Genomic DNA, 19211 nt, shown 5'->3' on the forward strand with positions numbered 1-19211 from the left:
CTTCTAAGGCCGATATTTATCGGCTATAAAGTCGCCAATAACGAGGCGTGGATTAACCATGCCCGACCATCACGCACTTGCCCGGAGATGATTCATGAGCCGTATCGTTACCGTCGCCGCCACCCAGATGGCCTGTTCCTGGGACCTTGAAGCCAACCTCGAAACCGCTGAACGACTGGTGCGCGAGGCAGCGGCCAAGGGCGCTCAGATCATCCTGATCCAGGAACTGTTCGAGGCGCCGTACTTCTGCCAGAAGCCCAACCCGGATTACCTGCAACTGGCCACCACGGTTGACGACAACGTCGCCATCAAGCATTTCCAGAAAGTCGCCAAAGAGCTGCAGGTGGTGCTGCCGATCAGTTTCTACGAGCGGGCCGGGCGTGCGCGCTTCAACAGCATCGCGATCATCGATGCCGACGGCAGCAACCTCGGGATTTATCGGAAAAGCCATATTCCGGACGGCCCCGGCTATCACGAGAAGTACTACTTCAACCCGGGCGACACGGGTTTCAAAGTGTGGAACACCCGCTACGCAAAAATCGGTGTGGGCATCTGCTGGGACCAGTGGTTCCCGGAATGCGCGCGCAGCATGGCGTTGCAGGGTGCGGAGATCCTGTTCTACCCGACCGCCATCGGCAGCGAGCCGCACGACACGAGCATTTCCTCCCGTGATCACTGGCAGCGCGTGCAGCAGGGCCATGCCGGCGCCAACCTGATGCCGCTGGTCGCCAGCAACCGCATCGGCAACGAGGAGCAGGACGGCTACGACATCACCTTCTATGGTTCGTCGTTCATCGCCAACCAGTTCGGCGAGAAAGTCGAGGAACTCGACAGAACCGAAGAGGGCGTGCTGGTCCATCGTTTCGACCTCGACGAGTTGGAACACATCCGCAGCGCCTGGGGCGCCTTCCGTGACCGCCGTCCGAACCTGTATGGTGCTCTCAAAACCCTCGACGGTTCTCTGGAGTCCTGATCGTCATGACCACATTAAACAGTACGCCACGCGCCGACGGCTTCTACATGCCGGCCGAGTGGGCCCCCCAAACCCAGACCTGGATGATCTGGCCCGAGCGCCCGGACAACTGGCGCCTGGGCGGCAAACCGGCGCAAGCCGCCCACGTCGCCGTCGCCAAGGCGATTGCCCGGTTCGAACCGGTGACCGTCGGTGTTTCCGCCGGCCAGTACGAAAACGCCCGCGCGCGCCTCGACGTGCCGAATATCCGCGTGGTGGAAATGTCCAGCGACGATGCCTGGGTGCGCGACACCGGCCCGACCTTCGTCATCAATAACAGTGGTGAAGTGCGTGGCGTGAACTGGGACTTCAACGCCTGGGGCGGTTTCGACGGTGGCCTGTATTCACCGTGGAACCGTGATTCGCAGGTCGGCGGCAAGATCCTCGAGATCGAACGCAGCCCGCGTTATCGCACCGAAGGCTTCGTGCTGGAGGGCGGTTCGATTCATGTCGACGGCGAAGGCACCCTGATCACCACCGAAGAATGCCTGCTCAACCGCAACCGTAACCCGCACCTGAGTCGCGAGGAGATCGAAGCGGTGCTCAGCGCGCAGCTGGCGGTGGATAAAATCATCTGGCTGCCGGACGGTTTGTTCAACGACGAAACCGACGGTCATGTGGATAACTTCTGCTGCTACGTGCGTCCGGGTGAAGTATTGCTGGCCTGGACCGATGATCCGCAGGACCCGAACTACCCGCGTTGCCAGGCCGCGATGAAGGTGCTGCAAAGCAGCACGGACGCCCGGGGACGCCCGTTCACGGTGCACAAGATGCCGATTCCGGGGCCGTTGTATGCCACCGAAGAGGAATGTGCCGGCGTCGATCCGGTGGATGGCACCCAGGAACGCAATCCGTCGGTTCGTCTGGCCGGTTCCTACGTGAATTTCCTCATCGTCAACGGCGGCATCATTGCACCAAGCTTTGACGATCCGCTGGATGTACCGGCCAAGGAGATTCTGCAAAGCCTGTTCCCGCAGCATGAGGTGGTCATGGTGCCAGGTCGCGAACTGTTACTGGGGGGTGGCAATATCCATTGCCTTACCCAACAGCAACCCGCGCCGCACAAAGAGTGAGTGCAGTTGTAACAGTCTGAGTTTCCTACAAAAACACTCAGGTAAAAGGCGTTCCCTCGATGCCGTGCAAGAAGCCCGCAGCCCGCAAGGACTGCGGGCTTTTATGTATCCGCTGGTCGACCGTTGCGACACATTGGCACAGCTCTTGTATCTGTCATGAAGTGAAACGGGGAGGGAGAGAGCTTCGATGTTCTGTCATAAACCTTGGATAAGTTAGCCGCTCACAAACCGGGAGAGAGCGCGGAAATGAACGCTGAAGTGAACATGATGAATGAGCGGGCACCGCATCCCCTGGCTGTAAACAGTGAATCGCTCCAGGTCCTGGCGCACTGGTTGAAGTCCAATGGAACGCGTCAGATCAGGGAAACTGATCCGCGCCGGATGATGATCGAGCGCTATCCCGCTGGTTTGTTCAGCGAGGCGGAACTGGATGCGTTGTGGGATGTGATGGAAGGATAAGAAGAAAAACGACGGATCGAGCAAAGCGCTGCCAGGATGGCGGCGTTTTTTATGGGCGGGTGTTTTGCCTCAGGCACTGCAGGTCCAATGTGGGAGCGAGCCCTGCTCGCGAAAGCGGTCACTGATTCAACAATCCTGCTGTTGGATAAACACTTTCGCGAGCAGGCTCGCTCCCGCAGGGTTTGGCAGCGCGCTTAGACCTTTTTCGCCTATATTCAGAAGATTCATGAAATTGACACAGGCTTCCGGGCCCGACTAGGATGCCGTCCAACGCCTGTGGCCAACCGCCATGACTCAAAATAATAAAAAGGCCCGCCGCGATGATTCGTGGGCGGGCTTTTTTGTTTCGGGATGAAAAAAGAGTGCGATAGCGCCGATTCAGCCGTTCGACACAGCGCGTATCCACCCGTCATTAGGAAAAGAACAAAATGTTGAATAAGCGGATCAGTCTGATCGCTCTGGGGATGTTGAGCGCTACATCGGCAATGGCTAACGACCAGGCCGAATCCAAGGGTTTCGTGGAAGACAGCAGCCTCAAAGTGCTGCTGCGCAATGCCTACATCAACCGTGACTACAAAGATGGTCGTGCGGACAAGGCCGAATGGGGCCAGGCCGCCATCGGTACCTTCTCGTCCGGTTTCACCCAAGGCACCGTGGGTGTGGGTGTGGATGCTTTCGGCCTGTACGCGCTGCGTCTGGATGGCGGCAAGGGCCGCACCGGCGCGCAAGGTATCGACTTCTTCAAGAAGGGCGACAGCGGCAACGCCGCCGACGACCTGTCCAAGGGTGGCGCAGCGGTCAAGTTCCGTGTTTCCAACACGGTGTTGACCTACGGCGACCAAATGCCAGCACTGCCGGTGCTGAGCTACGACAACGTGCGCCTGCTGCCGGAAAGCTACACCGGTACCCTGATCACCTCGAAAGAGATCAAGGGCCTGGAACTGAACGCCGGCCGCTTCACCGCCGAATCGCGTAAAAGCGCTGAAGGCCGTGACAGTGGTGGCCTGAAGTCGATCAACGTATTGGGCGGCAGCTACCAGTTCACCGAACAGTTCAAGGCAGCGTTGTACGCGTCCGACGTCGAAGACGTGCTGAAGAAACAATACGTGAACGCCAACTATGTGTTCCCGATCGACAAGGATCAGTCCCTGACCCTGGACTTCAACGGCTACCGTACCAAGCTGGACAACTCCTACGTCCGCGAAGCCCAGGCCACCGGCGACGACAACAAGATCTGGAGCCTGGCGGCCACCTTCGCCACCGGCCCGCACTCGTTCACCGTCGCCCACCAGCGCAGCACCGGTGACAGCAACCTGGGCTACGCCTACGGCGGCTACCAGAAAGATCAGGGTCGTGTCGGTGATGGCGGCAACACCATCTACCTGGCGAACTCCTACTGGTCCGACTTCAACGCCGAAGACGAGCGCAGCTGGCAGTTGGGCTACGGCCTGGACTTCACCGCTTTCGGCATCCCTGGCCTGAGCTACAACGTGGCTTACGTACGCGGTGACAACATCACCACGTCCACCAGCGAAGGCGGCACCGAGCGCGAAATCTTCAACCAGTTCAAGTACGTCGTGCAAAGCGGCCCGGCCAAAGACCTGAGCGTGAAACTGCGCAGCTCGGTTCTGCGCGTGTCGCAGAAATCCAGCGAGTACAACGTCAGCGGTAACGAACTGCGCGTGTTCGTCGACTACCCGATCAACATTTTCTGATGATGGGTTGTTGCTGAGTTGCTAAAGAAAGCCCCGACTCTTCGGGGCTTTTTTTCGTCTTGTGGAATGTTCATGTCGCACAAAGCGAGTTTTGACCACATTTCGCCAGGGTGTGTCGTCGTCGGCGACATGTTCCAATAACGTGTCGCAAAAAATGGAAAATAACGACACGTAACGCGTTCATGTCTACAGTTTTCGGGGCTTTTTGGCTTATGCAAATTGGCGTTCGGGCCCATCAGTCATTTCCTGCGTGGAGCCACGGCAGTTTCCACGGGGAAAAGGGAACAGGCTGATCGTCATCGCAGCCCCTATGGGCTGAAATATGCGGCGAGCAGTTCAAAAGGATGTCAGTGGCGCCTGGCTTTTATGCGCATGCGGATGCCATGTCTCAAGACATATTTTTCATAGACCAATCAGACAGGCGTGCGTTGCCCAGCTATACGGCAAAGCCGTATATTGGTGATGTATGTTCACGGTTATCGAAACAGCCGTTTTCAAGCGCTACGCGCACTCCATCTGGGATGATGATGAGCGTCATGAATTCATTACCTGGCTGGCGGCTAATCCGTTGGCCGGAGATGTAGTTAGGGGCACCGGCGGTCTGCGCAAAGTTCGTTGGTCCCGTGACGGAATGGGTAAACAAGGCGGTACTCGCGTCATTTACTACAACACGCTTTCAGAAGGCTCTATCTGGTTGTTGATCGCCTACACCAAGGCAAAATTCGACAACTTGCCTGCAGCGTTTCTCAAGCAATTGAAGGAGGAAATCAGCAATGGTCAATGAACTGGAGCAATTCCAGCAGGACTTGCTGGACTCTGTGCGTCAAATGAAGGCCGGCAAAGCGGCTCGTGTGACCGAGGTGCCGCTCTCGGCGGCGGCTGAAGCGCGGGCGAAAATGGGTATTTCTCAAAGTGCGTTCGCCAAATTGATCGGCGTCAGCTTGCGAACCTTGCAGGATTGGGAGCAAGGACGGCGGCAACCGACTGGCGCGGCGCAGACGCTTTTGCGTGTCGCGAGTCAGCATCCTGAGGCTTTGCGGGACCTCCAGCCTGTTTAATGTCCGATAGAACGATGATCAAAGCCATTGGCGAATTTTGATCGCCGGTTGGTTAAGTGCTGCTTGTTCTCAGTACGGGGGAGGCGCTGTCAGGATCGAACCTATTACACAGCGTAACTAATGATGTTCCCGCCCCCACCTTTATCCCCCCCGTCCATGCGCCTACATTTGGCTCCAACACCTACCCATCATCCCGATGAGCAGGTCACTGGAGATCTTCCTCATGCCTTTCGTAAGCGTACGCATCACCCGCGATGGCGTTACCTCTGAGCAGAAAGCTCAGGTGATCGCTGAAATCACAGAGACGCTGCAACGCGTGCTCAAGAAGGACCCGCACCTGACCCACATCGTGATCGAAGAAGTCGACACCGATAACTGGGGCTACGCCGGGATTACCACCACTCAGTACCGTAAACAGCTGACTGAGCAGGAGGGCAAATCGTGACGGCGCAGGTTTCCATCGACTTCATCTCCGACGTGGTGTGCCCCTGGTGCGCACTGGGTGCGACGGCGCTGGAGCAGGCCATCGAGAACGTCGCCGGAGAAGTCTCGGTGGCACTCACCTACAAGCCGTTCGAGCTGAACCCGAACATGCCGCCCGAAGGCGAGCCAGCCGTCGAACACCTGATGCGCAAATACGGGCGCACCGCCGAAGACGTGGCGGCCGGCAAAGCGATGCAGATCGCCCGTGGCGAAGCCATCGGTTTCACCTTCGACCTGGAGAAGCGCAGCCACTTCTACAACACCTTCGATGCGCATCGACTGTTGTACTGGGCGTTGCAGGAAGGGCGGCAAGTGGCACTGAAGAAGATCCTGCTGCGCGCTTACTTCACCGATGGCCAGAACCCGAGTGATCGCGAAACCCTGGTTCACCTGGCCGCCGAAGCAGGCCTGGACGCAGCGGCAGCGAAAGACGTGTTGGCCTCCGGCGCGTTCGCCGAGGAAGTGCGTGAGCTGGAAGGCTTTTACCAACAGCGCGGCATCAACTCGGTGCCGGCCATGGTCCTCAACGGTCGCCACCTGGTGTCCGGTTCACAGTCGGTCGAGTACTACGAGCAGATGTTGAGACAAATGGCGAAGGCCCCCGCCGAAGCCTGATTACTTATTTTTTCAAACATTTATCAATTAGCAGAGGTTCATCATGAGCAATTCGAAAAAAGTCATCGTTATCACTGGCGCATCCCAAGGTCTCGGCGCAGGCATGGTCAAGGCTTTCCGTGACCTGGACTACAAAGTCGTCGCCACTTCCCGTTCGATCCAACCGTCCACCGACCCGGACATCCTCACCGTGGCCGGCGACATCGGTCACCCGGAAGTCGCGCAGAAAGTCATCCGCGAAGCCATCGAGCGTTTCGGCCGCGTCGACACCCTGATCAACAACGCCGGGATCTTCGTCGCCAAACCCTTCACCCAATACACCGCTGAAGACTACGCCAACGTCCTGTCGGTGAACCTGAACGGCTTCTTCTACATCACCCAACTCGCCATCGCCGAGATGGAAAAACAAGGCAGCGGCCACGTCGTCAACATCACCACCAGCCTGGTCGACCACGCCATCGACGGCGTCCCGTCGGTCCTGGCTTCCCTGACCAAAGGTGGCCTGAACGCCGCGACCAAATCACTGGCCATCGAATACGCCAAACGCGGCATCCGCGTGAACGCGGTGTCCCCCGGCATCATCAAGACCCCGATGCACGGCGAAGAAACCCACGCCGCCCTCGGCGCCCTGCACCCGGTCGGCCACATGGGCGAAATCAGCGACATTGCCCAGGCGGTCGTGTACCTGGACAGCGCCCACTTCGTCACCGGCGAAATCCTCCACGTCGACGGTGGCCAGAGCGCAGGTCACTAAGACCGGCTGTCCACAGCGCAAACAACAAAGCCCTCGTAGCGATACGAGGGCTTTGTTTTGCAGGGTCGAAAAATCATTCGCCAGCGTTTCCGGGAAATGCCGTGGTTCATTCAATCGGATCGAGCTGATCCAGTGCGCGGTTCACCGAGATTTCCGCCAGCATGATGATCTGGTGAATGCCCAGCAAAGAATTACGACTGGGGCCCGTCTCGCGGTCGGCAATGTCCATGGTGATGACGCTCGCGGACGCCAGTGATTCGCTGACGCAGCCGAGCAGGGTTTGCACGTCGATGTCGGGGTTGACGGTGTACATCGTGCAGGGGGTGCGGGGGGTGGATTTGAATTCGAAGGTGTTTTGATCGAGTTCGAGATCATCGCCCTCATTGAGATCTTCTGATGTGGAGCTTTGATGCGGTGGAGATTGTTCGGACCCCGGCGGGTTCGGTGTGGGCTTAACCATAATCGTCTTTTCCTGAAGTGATGCGCCCTCCCACGCTACTAAACGTGGGGTGGCAGCTGTACGCAGGTTAGTAGACCGGGGAAAAGAAGAAAGCCGGCGCGCCCAAGGGCGCCCTACGCACAGCCACCATCAAATTCAGGCATCAAATACCTGTAGAACGGATGCAAGTGCGAACTTCTAATGCCACGGGCTACTAAACCCGGCCACTGAACACCAGTGGCAGGTCAACGATAAAACCCGCAGTAAAGCCTCACAAGCCGGCGGATTCTGGCGTAACCGTAGGCAGCGCCGCAAGGTTTTGTAGCTTTCAGGAAGTGACGCGCAGCGTGATTAAACAAGCACCAAACATCCGACAAACAAATCCGTCAGCGGAGTATTTCCATAGAACGAAGGGGAAATTTCCGACGGTCCTCTTACACCAGCGCCCATTGCTGCTGACGTTTCCAATCACTTGGAAAGCACAGCATCCTCAAGTTCCCCGCTTCTCTTTGATCCATCAATTCGCGTGACCACTTCCAAAAATCCGGCACTGCGAAAAATTGAAATATCGTTGCGACGACTTGCTAATCCAAGTGAGCGCTTGCCGGTTTAAGATGTTCATCAACCGCTCACCATCGAGGCTGCCATGACCGGGATATCCCTGAACCTGCCGGAAGACCTTTCGAACTCGCTCTCCGATATGGCCAAAACGAATGGCCAAACCGTGAGCTATCTGGCGATGGATGTCCTTCGCGACTACATCGAGCACGAGAGAGCTTTGACTGCGCAGATTGAACGGGCGGTTGAAGAGGCTGATGAAGGTAAATTCGCCACCGATGACCAAGTTGCGGCAATGCGCGCCCGCCGCTGGGACAAAAATGCGGGTTGAGTGGCTTGAAAAAGCCCTCAAAAACCTGGAAGACGAAGCGAGCTCGCTCCCACGGGTTTCAGTGTGTGGACAAATAGTGGACGTTCCAGAAACAACAAAGCCCCTACAGTTCTGCAGGGGCTTTGTTTTTTGTATGGTGCCGGCACCAGACGAACGATAGCAGTCAGCCGAACTAGATTTTCCGTGGGTTTGGAAGTCGGTGAAAATTTGGCGTGCCCCTACAAGTCACTGTAAATAAATCAGCTAGTTATGGCGTTCGGTGGAATCGAATCCGGGATTTTTGAGATGTCAGCACGTTATCGTCCTTCAGATGTCGCGCTTACAGGCCTCTCTGTTATTCTGATTCAAAAAATGCGTGTGGATGAGGCGCTATGTTGCATCCAATAAATTATCAAGCGACAGATATGTCGGCTAATTAATGGCTGGGGGAAGCTGAGTATGTACCGCTTAATAGCAAATGGGTTTGTTTTTATCAGTATTGCAATATTATGTTCTGGTTGCACATCCTATTCGTCGCAGCCGACAATCAACGAATACATTGAACCCGAAGAAAAAGAAAATATCTTCAGCTTCAGTTACGAAATTAACTCTCCATGGAAAGATAGTCGTTTTGGCAAGGACGCATATGCAGCGACACTAAAGTTAATTCCAGGTGCGCAAGATGCCAGCTCAAACCCTACAGCTTCGACCTTTCCTACATTAGAAATAAGAATTTCAGAATTTTCATCTGGCGGCGCTTGCGCACAAGATTACTTAACGGGCTTGAGTCTTGGTTTAATTCCTAGCTGGTGTACAAGGCCAAGCCTTTTCAAGTTTAATTTCATACTGAATAAAGATCGCAGCGTTTGTAGGCAAAAAACGTATTCAATAAGCTCCACGTCGTTCTCACATCTCACAATGATTCCCTTCGCCCTATTCAATGCGAACAATCAACCATTAACGCTCTATCAGGCCGCGCTAAAAGATTTCCTTCAAAGAGATCAATGTACAACGTCCTAAAAGTTATGTTCCGTGCTACGCCCGCCGCTTCGGAGGCCAATGTCAAGCATTGGGGGCCGTTTGAGATCGAAACTTATCTTAGGTGACCGTCTGCTTCTGGACCGTTTTCTGACCTTCGTTTAGCGGTTGAACTGCCAGGGTTTTCCTGAGCGATGAGTGAATAATTGCATGGTCAGCGAATAGTAATAGCGCGTCGATTCACTATGCTGGTTTAGGTGGTGATTCAAAAGCCACGCCATAGAAATAAATCTGATCCTATTTCTGGTTCCTGTTTCCGCTTTTGTCTACGGCTTATTATATTCCCAATTTGTATTCGTTTCTGATTTGGCTTCTCACAGAGGAAAGCAATTCATGGAAGAAGGGTAGCTCGGCTTTCGCGTGCGCCGCGTGGGGGCATATGTACGCAATTACGTCGGCAATTTAAAACAGCTCCGAGGCGCAGCCTCCGATATTTGGAGCGGTATATAAGACGGACCCTGTGCTCCTATCGTTAAAGCCTCTAGCCCAGTAATGCGCTTGGCGAGCCTTGTCGCTGAGGAGTTTCACTTTGGTGGAGTCCGACGCTACGAATACCTCCATTTGCTACACGTTTGGCACCTTACCACCAGGTTGGCTTGCGAGGCGCATTTGGGCAAGCAATCCAAGGATGCCTTTTACATCAAACTTAACCGGAACCTCGACAGCCGTACCACCGCTCTCGAGAACGATGCTGCCAGCATCCCAAAAGGCTCTATAGGGGGACGTCCTATCGAGGTTAACGGTGGGCTCTGTCGGCGTGACAGCTGGTGTAGCCTGCGATCTTTTTCGGGGCAACCGGATCCGCGTTGGGGGCGAAATCTGAAGATCAAAAGATCGCAGCCTTCGGCAAATCCTACAGGGGGTTGCGGGGGTGTTTTTAGGCGTTGGATTTCTGGATGTCAGAAACAACAAAGGCCCGCATTTCTGCGAGCCTTTGTTTTGTATGGTGCCGGCACCAGACGAACGGTATGTTTCGGGGAGGCTAGGTTTTCTGCGGGTCTGGAAGTCGGTGGAAAATTTGGCATACCCCAAATAGTAACTATAAATAAATTAGCTAGTTATGGCGTTCAGTGGAATCGAACTGGGGCTTAATTGGCGAGTAGCAATTTATTGAGATTGAGCCAGACCTAGAGCCTGAGCCCGCAAGCGCGTCCAAGGATGAGCACCGCCTCATAGCTCTGACATCAACGCTTCAATTATTTTGTCGTGCCTTAACTGAATCGCGTCCTTCCCCCAAATATGCTTATCGGCGACGAACGTTGTTATTTCTCGCTGCTGTGCGTTGTGTGTGTAGGTAGCCAGTTTTCTGGAAAATACGATATTCCCCACAGCACAGTTATGGGATTTGGAAAGCAGTAGGTAATTGCCGAGGCAGTTCAGATATTCAGAGGTGAACGTTTCATCGTATTCATCGTATCCGTGGGGCACGCCTGCGGGTTCACTCCTGGGTGCAATGTGCTCGAGTTCTGGGCTCTGGATGGTGTCAAAACGTTTGGGCATATAGCCTCGCTGGCCGCGACACTCTAGGTGAATTTCATATTTCCAGAGCAGGTGCTTGGCTGTGGCATGGTTGATTTCCCCCTGCAGCGCTTCTTTCAATTTCTCGGTATTCCAATAGGCCCACCAGGATTGATCCGTGTTTTTCAACCATTCGATGTGCTCCAGTATCGGTGTGATACTGCTGTCTTTGGTGGTAAAGGCTTCATAAACTCCGTTGATTCGAGCGGTAATGTCGGCACGCGTACCAATTAATCGATGCCGCACGATCAGACCTTCAAAAGCGCTGCACAGCGCCCCAATGTCAGTGATCGGCAAAGCGTAACGATAGGCCTTGATGATAAACGGCAGAGTAATCGCGATCCCGCTGAGCGTGACCAACGAATGGATCTGGAAATGTTCCTTCTCGTGCTTGCCAAAAAAGTCGGACAGGTGGAGGAAGCTGGCAGACAGCGATCGGGTGAATGACTTAATGAACTCGATGGGCTCCTTTCCAGCGAGCATTTTCCCTATTTTTCCAGAGTATTGCTTTCCCATAGAGAGTTGAAATCAACACGAAGGGTGTATAGCAATACATCATCCTCGTTGATGCGGTATTCAATGGAGGAGATGGACTTGTAGATGTTCTCGAATCGCCCTTTGATTTCAGCGATTACCTGCGCCTTATGAGCGTCGTCATAGCCACGCAAGTGCACGGTATACATAAACTGCGCCTTGACGACTTCAAGGTTCGAGGGGCGCTTGCCGCGGTTGTTCTGAAAGATGAACACCTGAATCGCTTCTGACTCATCTCGCACCGGGTGTGTGGTGCAAACCGACTGGCAGACGATTGCTAACATTTCAGTCAAATAATCTTCCGATTTATCTCGAAGCTGCGCCTTGAAGTAGTCGAATGCCCGAACGATTCGCTGGGCGGATGCGGTTTCAAGGCCATTGTGATCGGTTTTGGATTGGTCAATTACGTAGTCGATGAATAATTGATTGTCATAGTCGACGGTGCTGAAGCGGATTTCGCTGCGCCGCCTTATCAAGTCTTCGAAGCAAATGTGCTCGGGGTCGGTCAACTCACGAAGGGATTTGAGCCGGGCGAACAGCGCCGCCAGAAACAAGGTAAGGGTAGTCAGACGCTGCTGGCCGTCAATCACCCGAAAGAGGTGTCCGGCTTCCTCAAACAGAAAATGCCCGAAGTAGTAAGGGCTTCGGGTATTGCTGGCTCGGTACTCTTCTAAATCTGAAAGGAAGACGTCAGTCTGGGTGCTGCGGCTACTGTTATCGGTGGGTGTCTCCCAGGAATAGGCACGCTGGTAGGCGGGCACCACGATACGGTTGTTAGACATCATTTTTTGGATGGTTGTTGAGGGTTCCACGGGGTAATGTCCTTATAAATTGAGGGGGTGGCGGCCATGAGCCATATCATCCCTGAATCGCTACCTTTTAACACCGTTTGTTTACAATCCGGCGAGCCGAGCTCGGCTCTAGGAATAGGTGGCCGATTTGTTTTTTGCTGACATAGGAGGTTGGAGCAGTCTGCATTTTTATCCAGAGGGCAATCGGATTTGCGTCGAGGTCAAAAGATTGCATCCTTCGGCAGTTCCTAAGAGGGGGAGGGCGAGGGAGGTAGGTTCCTGAATGCCAGATGCAACAAAGTCCTGCATTTCAGTGAACCTTCGTTTTTATTGTGCAGCGCTAGAAAAACGGTTGCTCACAGCAGGGGCTTTGGGTCGATCTATTTATTTTCTAAAAGTGTGTTAGTCCGATGTTCTAAGCTGAAGCTGTACATAAATGTAAACTTAATGGATGTGGAGGTTTATGCTTTGGGGGGTATCTTATTTGTTTTAACTTAAAGGCGTTATGAATAGTTGAATTATCACCCAGGTACGCTATTATTAGATGGGCTCGATACGTTTTTTATGGGTAAACTCTCTAGTGAGTCGGCCCTTGATCCGGCCGCAGCAGGTGGGACGATAAGTAGTTGCTGTGAGCTGGCCAAGGTAGAGATCGTCGCGTCAATTTGTGTTTGGGGTGTATTGATGTAAAGTGTGTCCAGTGAAGTCTGTTATTTATATTGTGTATTTTATTGGGAGTGTTTTATGCATATAAAATCAACGCTGAGAGATGGAAAGGTCTCTGCAAATAGCGTAATGATCGAAATTAAAGTTAGTGATTATCTTGGTCTGGCAAAAAGTATATTTAAGTCTAATGAATTTCAACGGAAAAAAGTTAGAGGTTCAAAGTCAATATATTCACTTTTAAAGGCGGATATAATTTCTGGTTGCGTAATGCCACCTGTCGTACTTGCTTACCGGAAGCCTGTTGGTACTTTGGAAGTTGATCTAAATAGAGCGATCACCGAGGATGCGGAGAGTTTCGTTTTGTTGGATGGTTTGCAACGAAGCCATACTTTGATGGAGGTGGAAACAGAAACTATTGATCAGCCGGAAGTGCATGAGAGGTTCTTGAATAGCATAATTAGATGCGAGATTTATGAAGGTATAAATAGGCTTGGCATATTGTATCGCATGCTGACTCTTAATACCGGGCAGACGGCTATGTCTCTTAGGCATCAGATTGAAATAATGTATTTAGATTTTTTGGACACTGATATTGAAGGTGTAAAGTTATTAAGAGAGGTTGATGGTGCGCGGGCGCGTCAGTTAAGTGGGTATAACTTCAGGGATGTTATCGAGGGTTTTAACTCGTATCTTGAAAGGAGCGAATCCCCTCTGGATCGCGGTGATATTCTGGATAATATTGCGAGCCTTGAAAACTTAGCTAAGGAAAATAGTAACCAAGATCTGTTTAGAGAGTTTGTTTTGGCTTGGGATAAATTTGTACGTAAGGTAAACGATTTCAACATCGTTCTGCCGAACGACGACGATCTACGTGAGGATGATCCTGAGTCAGATGGAAAGCCTAGCAAAACTGTGTGGGCAAATACTGGCCTGCAAGCCTTCAAGAGAGCTCAAGCAATATCTGGGTTTGGCGCGGCAATAGGCATGCTTCGCGATGGTGGCGATGTTAGTTCATTTGTAGATCTTCCAATTGAAGGCCTGGAAGTCGGCACCGATGAAGAAGACTTTATTATTGCAATGAATGAGTCAATCCAGAACTTGAACAAGCGGTCCAAGAGAATTGGTAATGCTCAAAGACTGTTTTTTAGACAGTTCTTTAAAATGTTATTTTGGAGGGAGTCTGGTTCTTATTTGAACTTGCATAAGTCTCAGGAAGAAGCGTTCAAAAGCGCATTAAAGATCGGTATTTGAAATGGACAATGGATTTAAGATAAGGGAGGTAAAGTATTTTCTTTACAAAACTCCCACAGGGAATTTTCTTGAACTCCCTGTTCCTGATGACATGGATCAGACTTATGTTGGATCTATTGTTTCGTCGGAATACCTCATCACCAAAATGACCGTAGGTAGAGATATCGCTGAGGTAGAAATTTCTACCTTGAAAGTAGGAAATAGTACTGTTGGTTACCTAATACCTCGGCAAGCAATTCTTTCCCGAGAGCATCCAAAAAATGGAGATCCACTGTACGCCGCCTACGCATTGATAGCGGCACAAAAAGTTTGTAACGATTCTATGACTAATCTTTATGATTTAATTGGTTCTGAGGCGGCCGAGGCAGAGAACCAATCAGCCCTATTTTCCCCTGGGGTGTACTACTGTGTTGTATGGTTAAAAAAGCTAAAAACAACAGAGGATGATTTTTATAAGCTCTATTTTGCATCTTTTGCCAGATATGGAGTATTTAGAGATAATCCGAATGAAGCACTGAGAGTAACAGGTCGGACGCTTGTCTCATATGACATTGCTTTAAATATAAAGCCAAAAATTAGTACAATTTGGCCAGATTATGTAAGGACGATAATTTGTGAGCTGTCTCCTTTTGCTAAAGATCCGTTCTTACGTTTTTTTTATCTTTATCAAATTGTAGAAGTTTTTATGGCTGCGGACTTTTCGGAAAAGCTAAAGTTAGTGAAAGATAAGCTAAATGCTGATAATGAGGTGTCAATTACAAAGCTGAAAGATTATATGGATGAGTTTAAGTCCATAGTTAAAGAAAAGACTCGAATAAACAAGGTTTTGAATCCGGCGTGTGAAACCACAAGTTTGTCTCTCGATGCTCTACTTACTGCTGTGGCCGAAGATTTAGAGGGGATGAGTTTTGGTGATAAAGTTTATAAAATAAGAAATATTATATTTCATGATTACACTAGAATGTTGCAGTTTGGTAATTTAGTTTCGGAGCTAGAGGAGAATTTAATGGGGTATATGCTGGAGAGAAAGCTCTAGCTTGACTGATTCTATTGTTAAAATCTGCTACTTAAATTCGTGCGCGGGGACTAATTTTATAGTGCGCGTGCATGGGTGTATTTCAATGATACGTCCGTTAATCTGAGATTTTCGGAGCTAGGCAGTGTCATCTATAAAGTAAATTTTCTAAACTGGCTGTTTTGTGTTTGGTATTCCGCAGAAAATTTTTGGCGGGTTGTTTTCTCAATCTTATAAATTCTAAATAATTTATTTTAATTTTAGATTTGTTGATTGAACTCCCAGCTTTTTGTTAAACGACGAGCTAACATGCGCACAGTGAGCAGATAGTAATATCGCGTAAATCGCGAGTGCTGGTTTAGGTGACAATTGAGAAACCATTCGAGGTGCTTTCGCTTCCAAGTCCATGGATTGTCGAGGTGCCAGCGATCAGAGATTGCCGCTTGTATGGCTTTTGCCTGGAGTAAATGACGCTCCCGTGTAGCATGCGAGCCATTCAGAACACCAGCCAGGAAAAGTTCCATATCGAATGGCTTGATCATGTCCGATTACCGATGTACGCCGATACCACGTCGATTCGACCGTGTCCCAGCTCATAGCTGATTTGTATGCGTGCCTCTCGATCAAGGCCTGGATCGAGGCACCTGCACCTGCCACCGTTGATGGGCGCTAGGTGATGGGTGATCTGCTCATAGCGTTCGCACGCATAAGCCGCGCGCAGTTCGTGGAAGCCTTTGAGGTTGTGCGTATGGAGGATATCTCGGGCAGGGCGGACGATTTCCCGTTGGAAATCGAGATAACTCTCGTTCGGTGCCAGCAGGTTGCGGCTACCGTCGGGAGAGACCTGTTCGGCGTACCTGAGCGCTTCGCGAATATGGTCATCCACCGTGATCCAACGAGGCGCAGTTGCGCCGCCGCGGCCACCTTTGGTGCCGTCCTGGATGTTGATCTTGTCGTAGTGTTCGGCTTCACGCTTGAGTCGCGGTAGGTCGGCCAGAACCGCTTCGCGCAGACGCATGCCAGTGGCGCGTGCCAATTGTCCGATGGCGGCGGCACGCGGATGCTTTTCGCGGAGCGCCTCGACGATGCGTTTCACGTGTTCGTGATCTTGGCCTTGAGGATTTGTCGTGCGCACGGTGATGCGCTGCGTTCCCAAAGCCTTGCTCGGACTTGGCACTTTTACATATTGATCACCGCGAAGCGCGGCCATGGTCCGGTTGACGCTGGACAATCGGTTTTGCGCAGTGGCGATGGTGAGTTCACCTTGGTCAACTTGCAGGCGCAGATGCCCTGCGTAGTCCAGCAAGGTCTGCCGATCAATCTGTCGCGCGTCGTTAAAACCCGGCCCATCCTCCGACCGACACCACCGTACAAATGCCTGCCAGCGATCACTGTGCGCTTTGACCGTGCCGTAATGCCCATCGCCAAAGAGATCGCGTAACGCCTGCGGCCCGGCATAACTCAGTTGCCGGCCATAGCCAAAATTGCGCCCATCCCGTCTACCTACCAATGCCATGATCGAACTCCTCTCGAAGCCAAAACTTTTAAAACTTTCCCCACGTCATCCCGCCAAGAATGTTGAGTGTTATCAGGGGTCAAGGCCCCTGCGACCTGTGAGGGTTGTCCGCTAACGCGGGACTGGCGGCTCCTTACGACCGGGAGCAAGGGCATCTCATGATCTGGCCTCCTGAGCACCGTCACCGGTGGGCGGGTGGAGGCTGCATTGGCTGACGAGACCAGTGCCGCGAGATCCTGAGCCAGGTGCAAGCAGCAATGCGATGACCGGGGCATGCCTGACTGTCAGTCAGGTGCAGTCCATTCCTTGGGCTGCGACACCATCGTCTGCATCGCTGTTGCTGGTGACTTCGGTGTTTGTCACGCCGATTGTCACGAGGGGGAATGCCGCAAAGCCTTGTACGATTTGGGCTGCAGCAGCGGTAGGAGCGCCCGTCTCTTTCCGGGAGAAAGAGACGGGCGCGGGTTGGCGCAATGAAATGGCCAAGCGGATAGGTTGCTGCAGGGCAGCTATGAAAGGGAATGAGTTGCCGCAGTGGGCACGCTGGTAAAAGTAGGCATCCATCACATCGCTGTGACTGAGCGAGCCGCCGGACGCTAATCGCACTTTGGGAGAACCACCACGGTGTGGCGTAGCTTTGAAGGTTCTGTTTGGTCAGTGGATCGTCGTTGGATTTGACGGCCTCATCGCGAGCAGGCTCGCTCCCACGGGTTCCAAGGTGTGGACGAAATGTGGACGTTCCAGAAACAACAAAGCCCCTGCATTTCTGCAGGGGCTTTGTTTTGTATGGTGCCGGCACCAGGAGTCGAACCCGGGACCTACTGATTACAAGTCAGTTGCTCTACCAACTGAGCTATACCGGCGTGTTAGGGCGACGATTATAGCGATTGGGTTGGTTCTGTAAACCCCTGAATTCAGACTATTTTTACGCGCTCGTCAGACCCGCCCCGCAGACGCTTCCACGGGGCGGGCCGGGGTGGTGTTACACGCCGTTCCTGACGGCGTTGATCAGGTCCTGGCTCAGCACCTGGGCGGGGGCGACCTGGACGCTTTGGGTGTAGAACGGCGGCAGGTTCTGGGCCAGGGTCGAGAGTGCCTGGGCCGTGGTGTTGCCCGGCAGCAGCACGTATTGCAGGTTGGACGGGTAGCTCTGTGGCACCGGGCCTTCCATGGTGGAGCCGTAGGCGCCGAAGGTCATGACGGCTTGCGGTGTGCTCGGGTCGGGGGCGTAGAGGAAGACGAAGGTGCCGTATTTGGGGTGGGTCAGGTAGTGCCCGGCTTCGGCGCGGACGGCCGGGTCGGGGTCATTCATCAGGGTCCAGCGCATGACGGCGTAGTTGCGGGTGGTTTCCATGAAAGCGGTACGAATCGGCGACTGGTCTTCCGCACCGCCCAGGCACGCCAGCAGGTTGCCGAAGGGGTCGATCAGCGCGACCGCATTGAACACCCGGCTTTGCTGCGCCGTTTTCAGCAGAGGGGCGGCGAGTTCTACGCCCGGGTCGCGGGGGTTGGCCGATTGCACGGTCAGGGCGAACGGGCTGAGCGCGGTGAGTGCCTGGCGCACTTTGCTGTTGGCGGGCAGGGTGGCCGGGTTTTGCAGTTGGTCCGGTGGCAGGCCGCTGTTGTTGCTGGCGTCGCGTACGGTGTTGACGCTGGCGGAGAAGATCGAGCTGCAGAGGAAGTACCCCGCCGAGTCGATGCTCTCGCCGCCGAACACCGGGCGGGTCGAGCCTTGGTAGGGGCGGCTCACCGGCGCCGCAACGGCGTAGTAAGCCCAGGTGCCCTGGGCTTGCTGGCGGATTGTCGGTGGCAATGACGGAAAGTTGAACTGGCTGTTGTAGTTGATGCCGGCGTAGTCATCGATCGCGCTGACGGCGACGTTGAATCCGGCGGTCAGCAGCGAACCGGCGCACATGGCGCAGGGGTCCAGCGTGGTGACCACGGTCAACTGATCGGGTGCGGGCAGGTTCAGGCGCACAGCATTCTGGTAATACCAGTCCACCAGTTGTCGCTCGCCATGGGCGGTCGGGTCGTGGGGCAGAAACCAGGTGGTGGTGTTGCCGGGAAAAGGCATCAGTACGTTGTTGTGCAAAGCGGCGATGAGCTCGCCCGTTGCGTTGTTGATGATGGCGCCGCCCACGGCGAAGGTCTGTTGCAGCGCCGCGTAAATGGCTTGATTGGCGACGGTATCGACGGCTTCCTGCGCACTGTTCAATGTGCTCATGATTGCTTAGCTCCTTGCTGGTCCCTGAGGTCAGAGAATTCTGACGCCTGGCAAAGATAGTCGAGGATTTTCCGGGTGTTTATGTTGTTTTGGCTTAACGCTTATGCACAACGGGCTGCCTGATGCACTTGACGCGGGAGAAAAATGTGGATCCGTTCTCATTTGGCCGCAAATACCTGTTT

The 19211-nt window shown here is 53.3% G+C and carries 19 protein-coding genes and 1 tRNA gene; 13 read left to right on the forward strand and 7 right to left on the reverse strand.

What is annotated here, in order from left to right; translation table 11 throughout:
* Positions 1–94: 94 nt before the first annotated feature.
* From aguB to ACM6IM_RS18915, 9 genes are all read left to right on the forward strand, one after another.
* A complete protein-coding gene (gene aguB / locus ACM6IM_RS18875; protein WP_201193967.1) occupies positions 95–973 on the forward strand; it encodes an N-carbamoylputrescine amidase in 879 nt (292 codons plus the stop codon).
* A gap of 5 nt (positions 974–978) precedes the next feature.
* Positions 979–2085: an agmatine deiminase gene (aguA, locus tag ACM6IM_RS18880; RefSeq protein ID WP_414865987.1), complete on the forward strand. Its 1107-nt coding sequence runs from the start codon at positions 979–981 to the stop codon at positions 2083–2085.
* A 246-nt stretch (positions 2086–2331) separates the two neighbouring features.
* Entirely contained in the window at positions 2332–2544 is a 213-nt protein-coding gene (locus ACM6IM_RS18885; RefSeq protein WP_192307495.1) for a hypothetical protein, read from the forward strand.
* A 428-nt stretch (positions 2545–2972) separates the two neighbouring features.
* The gene (locus ACM6IM_RS18890; RefSeq protein ID WP_192307496.1) at positions 2973–4259 is read left to right on the forward strand and encodes an OprD family porin; all 1287 of its coding nucleotides are present in this window, start codon (positions 2973–2975) and stop codon (positions 4257–4259) included.
* A gap of 466 nt (positions 4260–4725) precedes the next feature.
* A complete protein-coding gene (locus ACM6IM_RS18895; RefSeq protein WP_414865988.1) occupies positions 4726–5043 on the forward strand; it encodes a transcriptional regulator in 318 nt (105 codons plus the stop codon).
* The gene (locus ACM6IM_RS18900; protein WP_414865989.1) at positions 5033–5317 is read left to right on the forward strand and encodes a helix-turn-helix domain-containing protein; all 285 of its coding nucleotides are present in this window, start codon (positions 5033–5035) and stop codon (positions 5315–5317) included. The genes ACM6IM_RS18895 and ACM6IM_RS18900 overlap by 11 nt, the downstream gene beginning before the upstream one ends.
* 223 nt (positions 5318–5540) lie before the next feature.
* A complete protein-coding gene (locus ACM6IM_RS18905) occupies positions 5541–5762 on the forward strand; it encodes a tautomerase family protein (protein WP_414865990.1) in 222 nt (73 codons plus the stop codon).
* Positions 5759–6415 (forward strand): DsbA family oxidoreductase, encoded by a 657-nt coding sequence (locus ACM6IM_RS18910; RefSeq protein ID WP_414865991.1) that lies wholly within the window; start codon positions 5759–5761, stop codon positions 6413–6415. Before ACM6IM_RS18905 ends, ACM6IM_RS18910 begins: the two co-directional genes overlap by 4 nt.
* A 43-nt stretch (positions 6416–6458) precedes the next feature.
* Positions 6459–7169, forward strand: a complete 711-nt coding sequence (locus tag ACM6IM_RS18915; protein ID WP_201193955.1) for an SDR family NAD(P)-dependent oxidoreductase — start codon at positions 6459–6461, stop codon at positions 7167–7169.
* A gap of 106 nt (positions 7170–7275) precedes the next feature.
* Here ACM6IM_RS18915 and ACM6IM_RS18920 read toward each other — a convergent pair whose 3' ends face one another.
* A complete protein-coding gene (locus ACM6IM_RS18920) occupies positions 7276–7629 on the reverse strand; it encodes a DUF6124 family protein (RefSeq protein ID WP_414865992.1) in 354 nt (117 codons plus the stop codon).
* Positions 7630–8254: 625 nt separating this feature from the next.
* Here ACM6IM_RS18920 and ACM6IM_RS18925 point away from each other — a divergent pair.
* Together ACM6IM_RS18925 and ACM6IM_RS18930 are read left to right on the forward strand one after the other, a co-directional pair.
* Positions 8255–8497 carry a CopG family transcriptional regulator gene (locus ACM6IM_RS18925; protein ID WP_414865993.1) on the forward strand — a complete coding sequence of 81 codons (243 nt, stop codon included), beginning with the start codon at positions 8255–8257 and terminating at the stop codon, positions 8495–8497.
* A 438-nt stretch (positions 8498–8935) separates the two neighbouring features.
* Entirely contained in the window at positions 8936–9496 is a 561-nt protein-coding gene (locus tag ACM6IM_RS18930) for a hypothetical protein (RefSeq protein WP_414865994.1), read from the forward strand.
* 1188 nt (positions 9497–10684) lie between these two features.
* Here the strand turns inward: ACM6IM_RS18930 and ACM6IM_RS18935 are convergent.
* Together ACM6IM_RS18935 and ACM6IM_RS18940 are read right to left on the reverse strand one after the other, a co-directional pair.
* Positions 10685–11515: an HNH endonuclease family protein gene (locus tag ACM6IM_RS18935; protein ID WP_414865995.1), complete on the reverse strand. Its 831-nt coding sequence runs from the start codon at positions 11513–11515 to the stop codon at positions 10685–10687.
* A 5-nt stretch (positions 11516–11520) separates the two neighbouring features.
* A complete protein-coding gene (locus ACM6IM_RS18940; RefSeq protein WP_414865996.1) occupies positions 11521–12378 on the reverse strand; it encodes a DUF262 domain-containing protein in 858 nt (285 codons plus the stop codon).
* 723 nt (positions 12379–13101) lie between these two features.
* Here ACM6IM_RS18940 and ACM6IM_RS18945 point away from each other — a divergent pair.
* Both ACM6IM_RS18945 and ACM6IM_RS18950 read left to right on the forward strand, forming a co-directional pair.
* On the forward strand, positions 13102–14274 hold the full coding sequence (locus ACM6IM_RS18945; protein WP_414865997.1) for a hypothetical protein: 1173 nt from the start codon (positions 13102–13104) through the stop codon (positions 14272–14274).
* Between the two features lies 1 nt (position 14275).
* Positions 14276–15310 (forward strand): hypothetical protein, encoded by a 1035-nt coding sequence (locus ACM6IM_RS18950; RefSeq protein ID WP_414865998.1) that lies wholly within the window; start codon positions 14276–14278, stop codon positions 15308–15310.
* A 239-nt stretch (positions 15311–15549) separates the two neighbouring features.
* Here the strand turns inward: ACM6IM_RS18950 and ACM6IM_RS18955 are convergent, their stop codons facing one another.
* From ACM6IM_RS18955 to ACM6IM_RS18970, 4 genes are all read right to left on the reverse strand, one after another.
* Positions 15550–15831 carry a hypothetical protein gene (locus tag ACM6IM_RS18955; protein WP_414865999.1) on the reverse strand — a complete coding sequence of 94 codons (282 nt, stop codon included), beginning with the start codon at positions 15829–15831 and terminating at the stop codon, positions 15550–15552.
* Positions 15828–16805 (reverse strand): integrase domain-containing protein, encoded by a 978-nt coding sequence (locus tag ACM6IM_RS18960; protein ID WP_414866000.1) that lies wholly within the window; start codon positions 16803–16805, stop codon positions 15828–15830. Before ACM6IM_RS18960 ends, ACM6IM_RS18955 begins: the two co-directional genes overlap by 4 nt.
* 787 nt (positions 16806–17592) lie before the next feature.
* Positions 17593–17668, reverse strand: a tRNA-Thr gene (locus ACM6IM_RS18965).
* A gap of 119 nt (positions 17669–17787) precedes the next feature.
* Positions 17788–19029 carry a nucleoside deaminase gene (locus tag ACM6IM_RS18970; protein WP_414866001.1) on the reverse strand — a complete coding sequence of 414 codons (1242 nt, stop codon included), beginning with the start codon at positions 19027–19029 and terminating at the stop codon, positions 17788–17790.
* Positions 19030–19211: the final 182 nt, after the last annotated feature.

The sequence above is a fragment of the Pseudomonas sp. IT-P12 genome, assembly GCF_949767465.1.
Lineage (GTDB): Bacteria > Pseudomonadota > Gammaproteobacteria > Pseudomonadales > Pseudomonadaceae > Aquipseudomonas.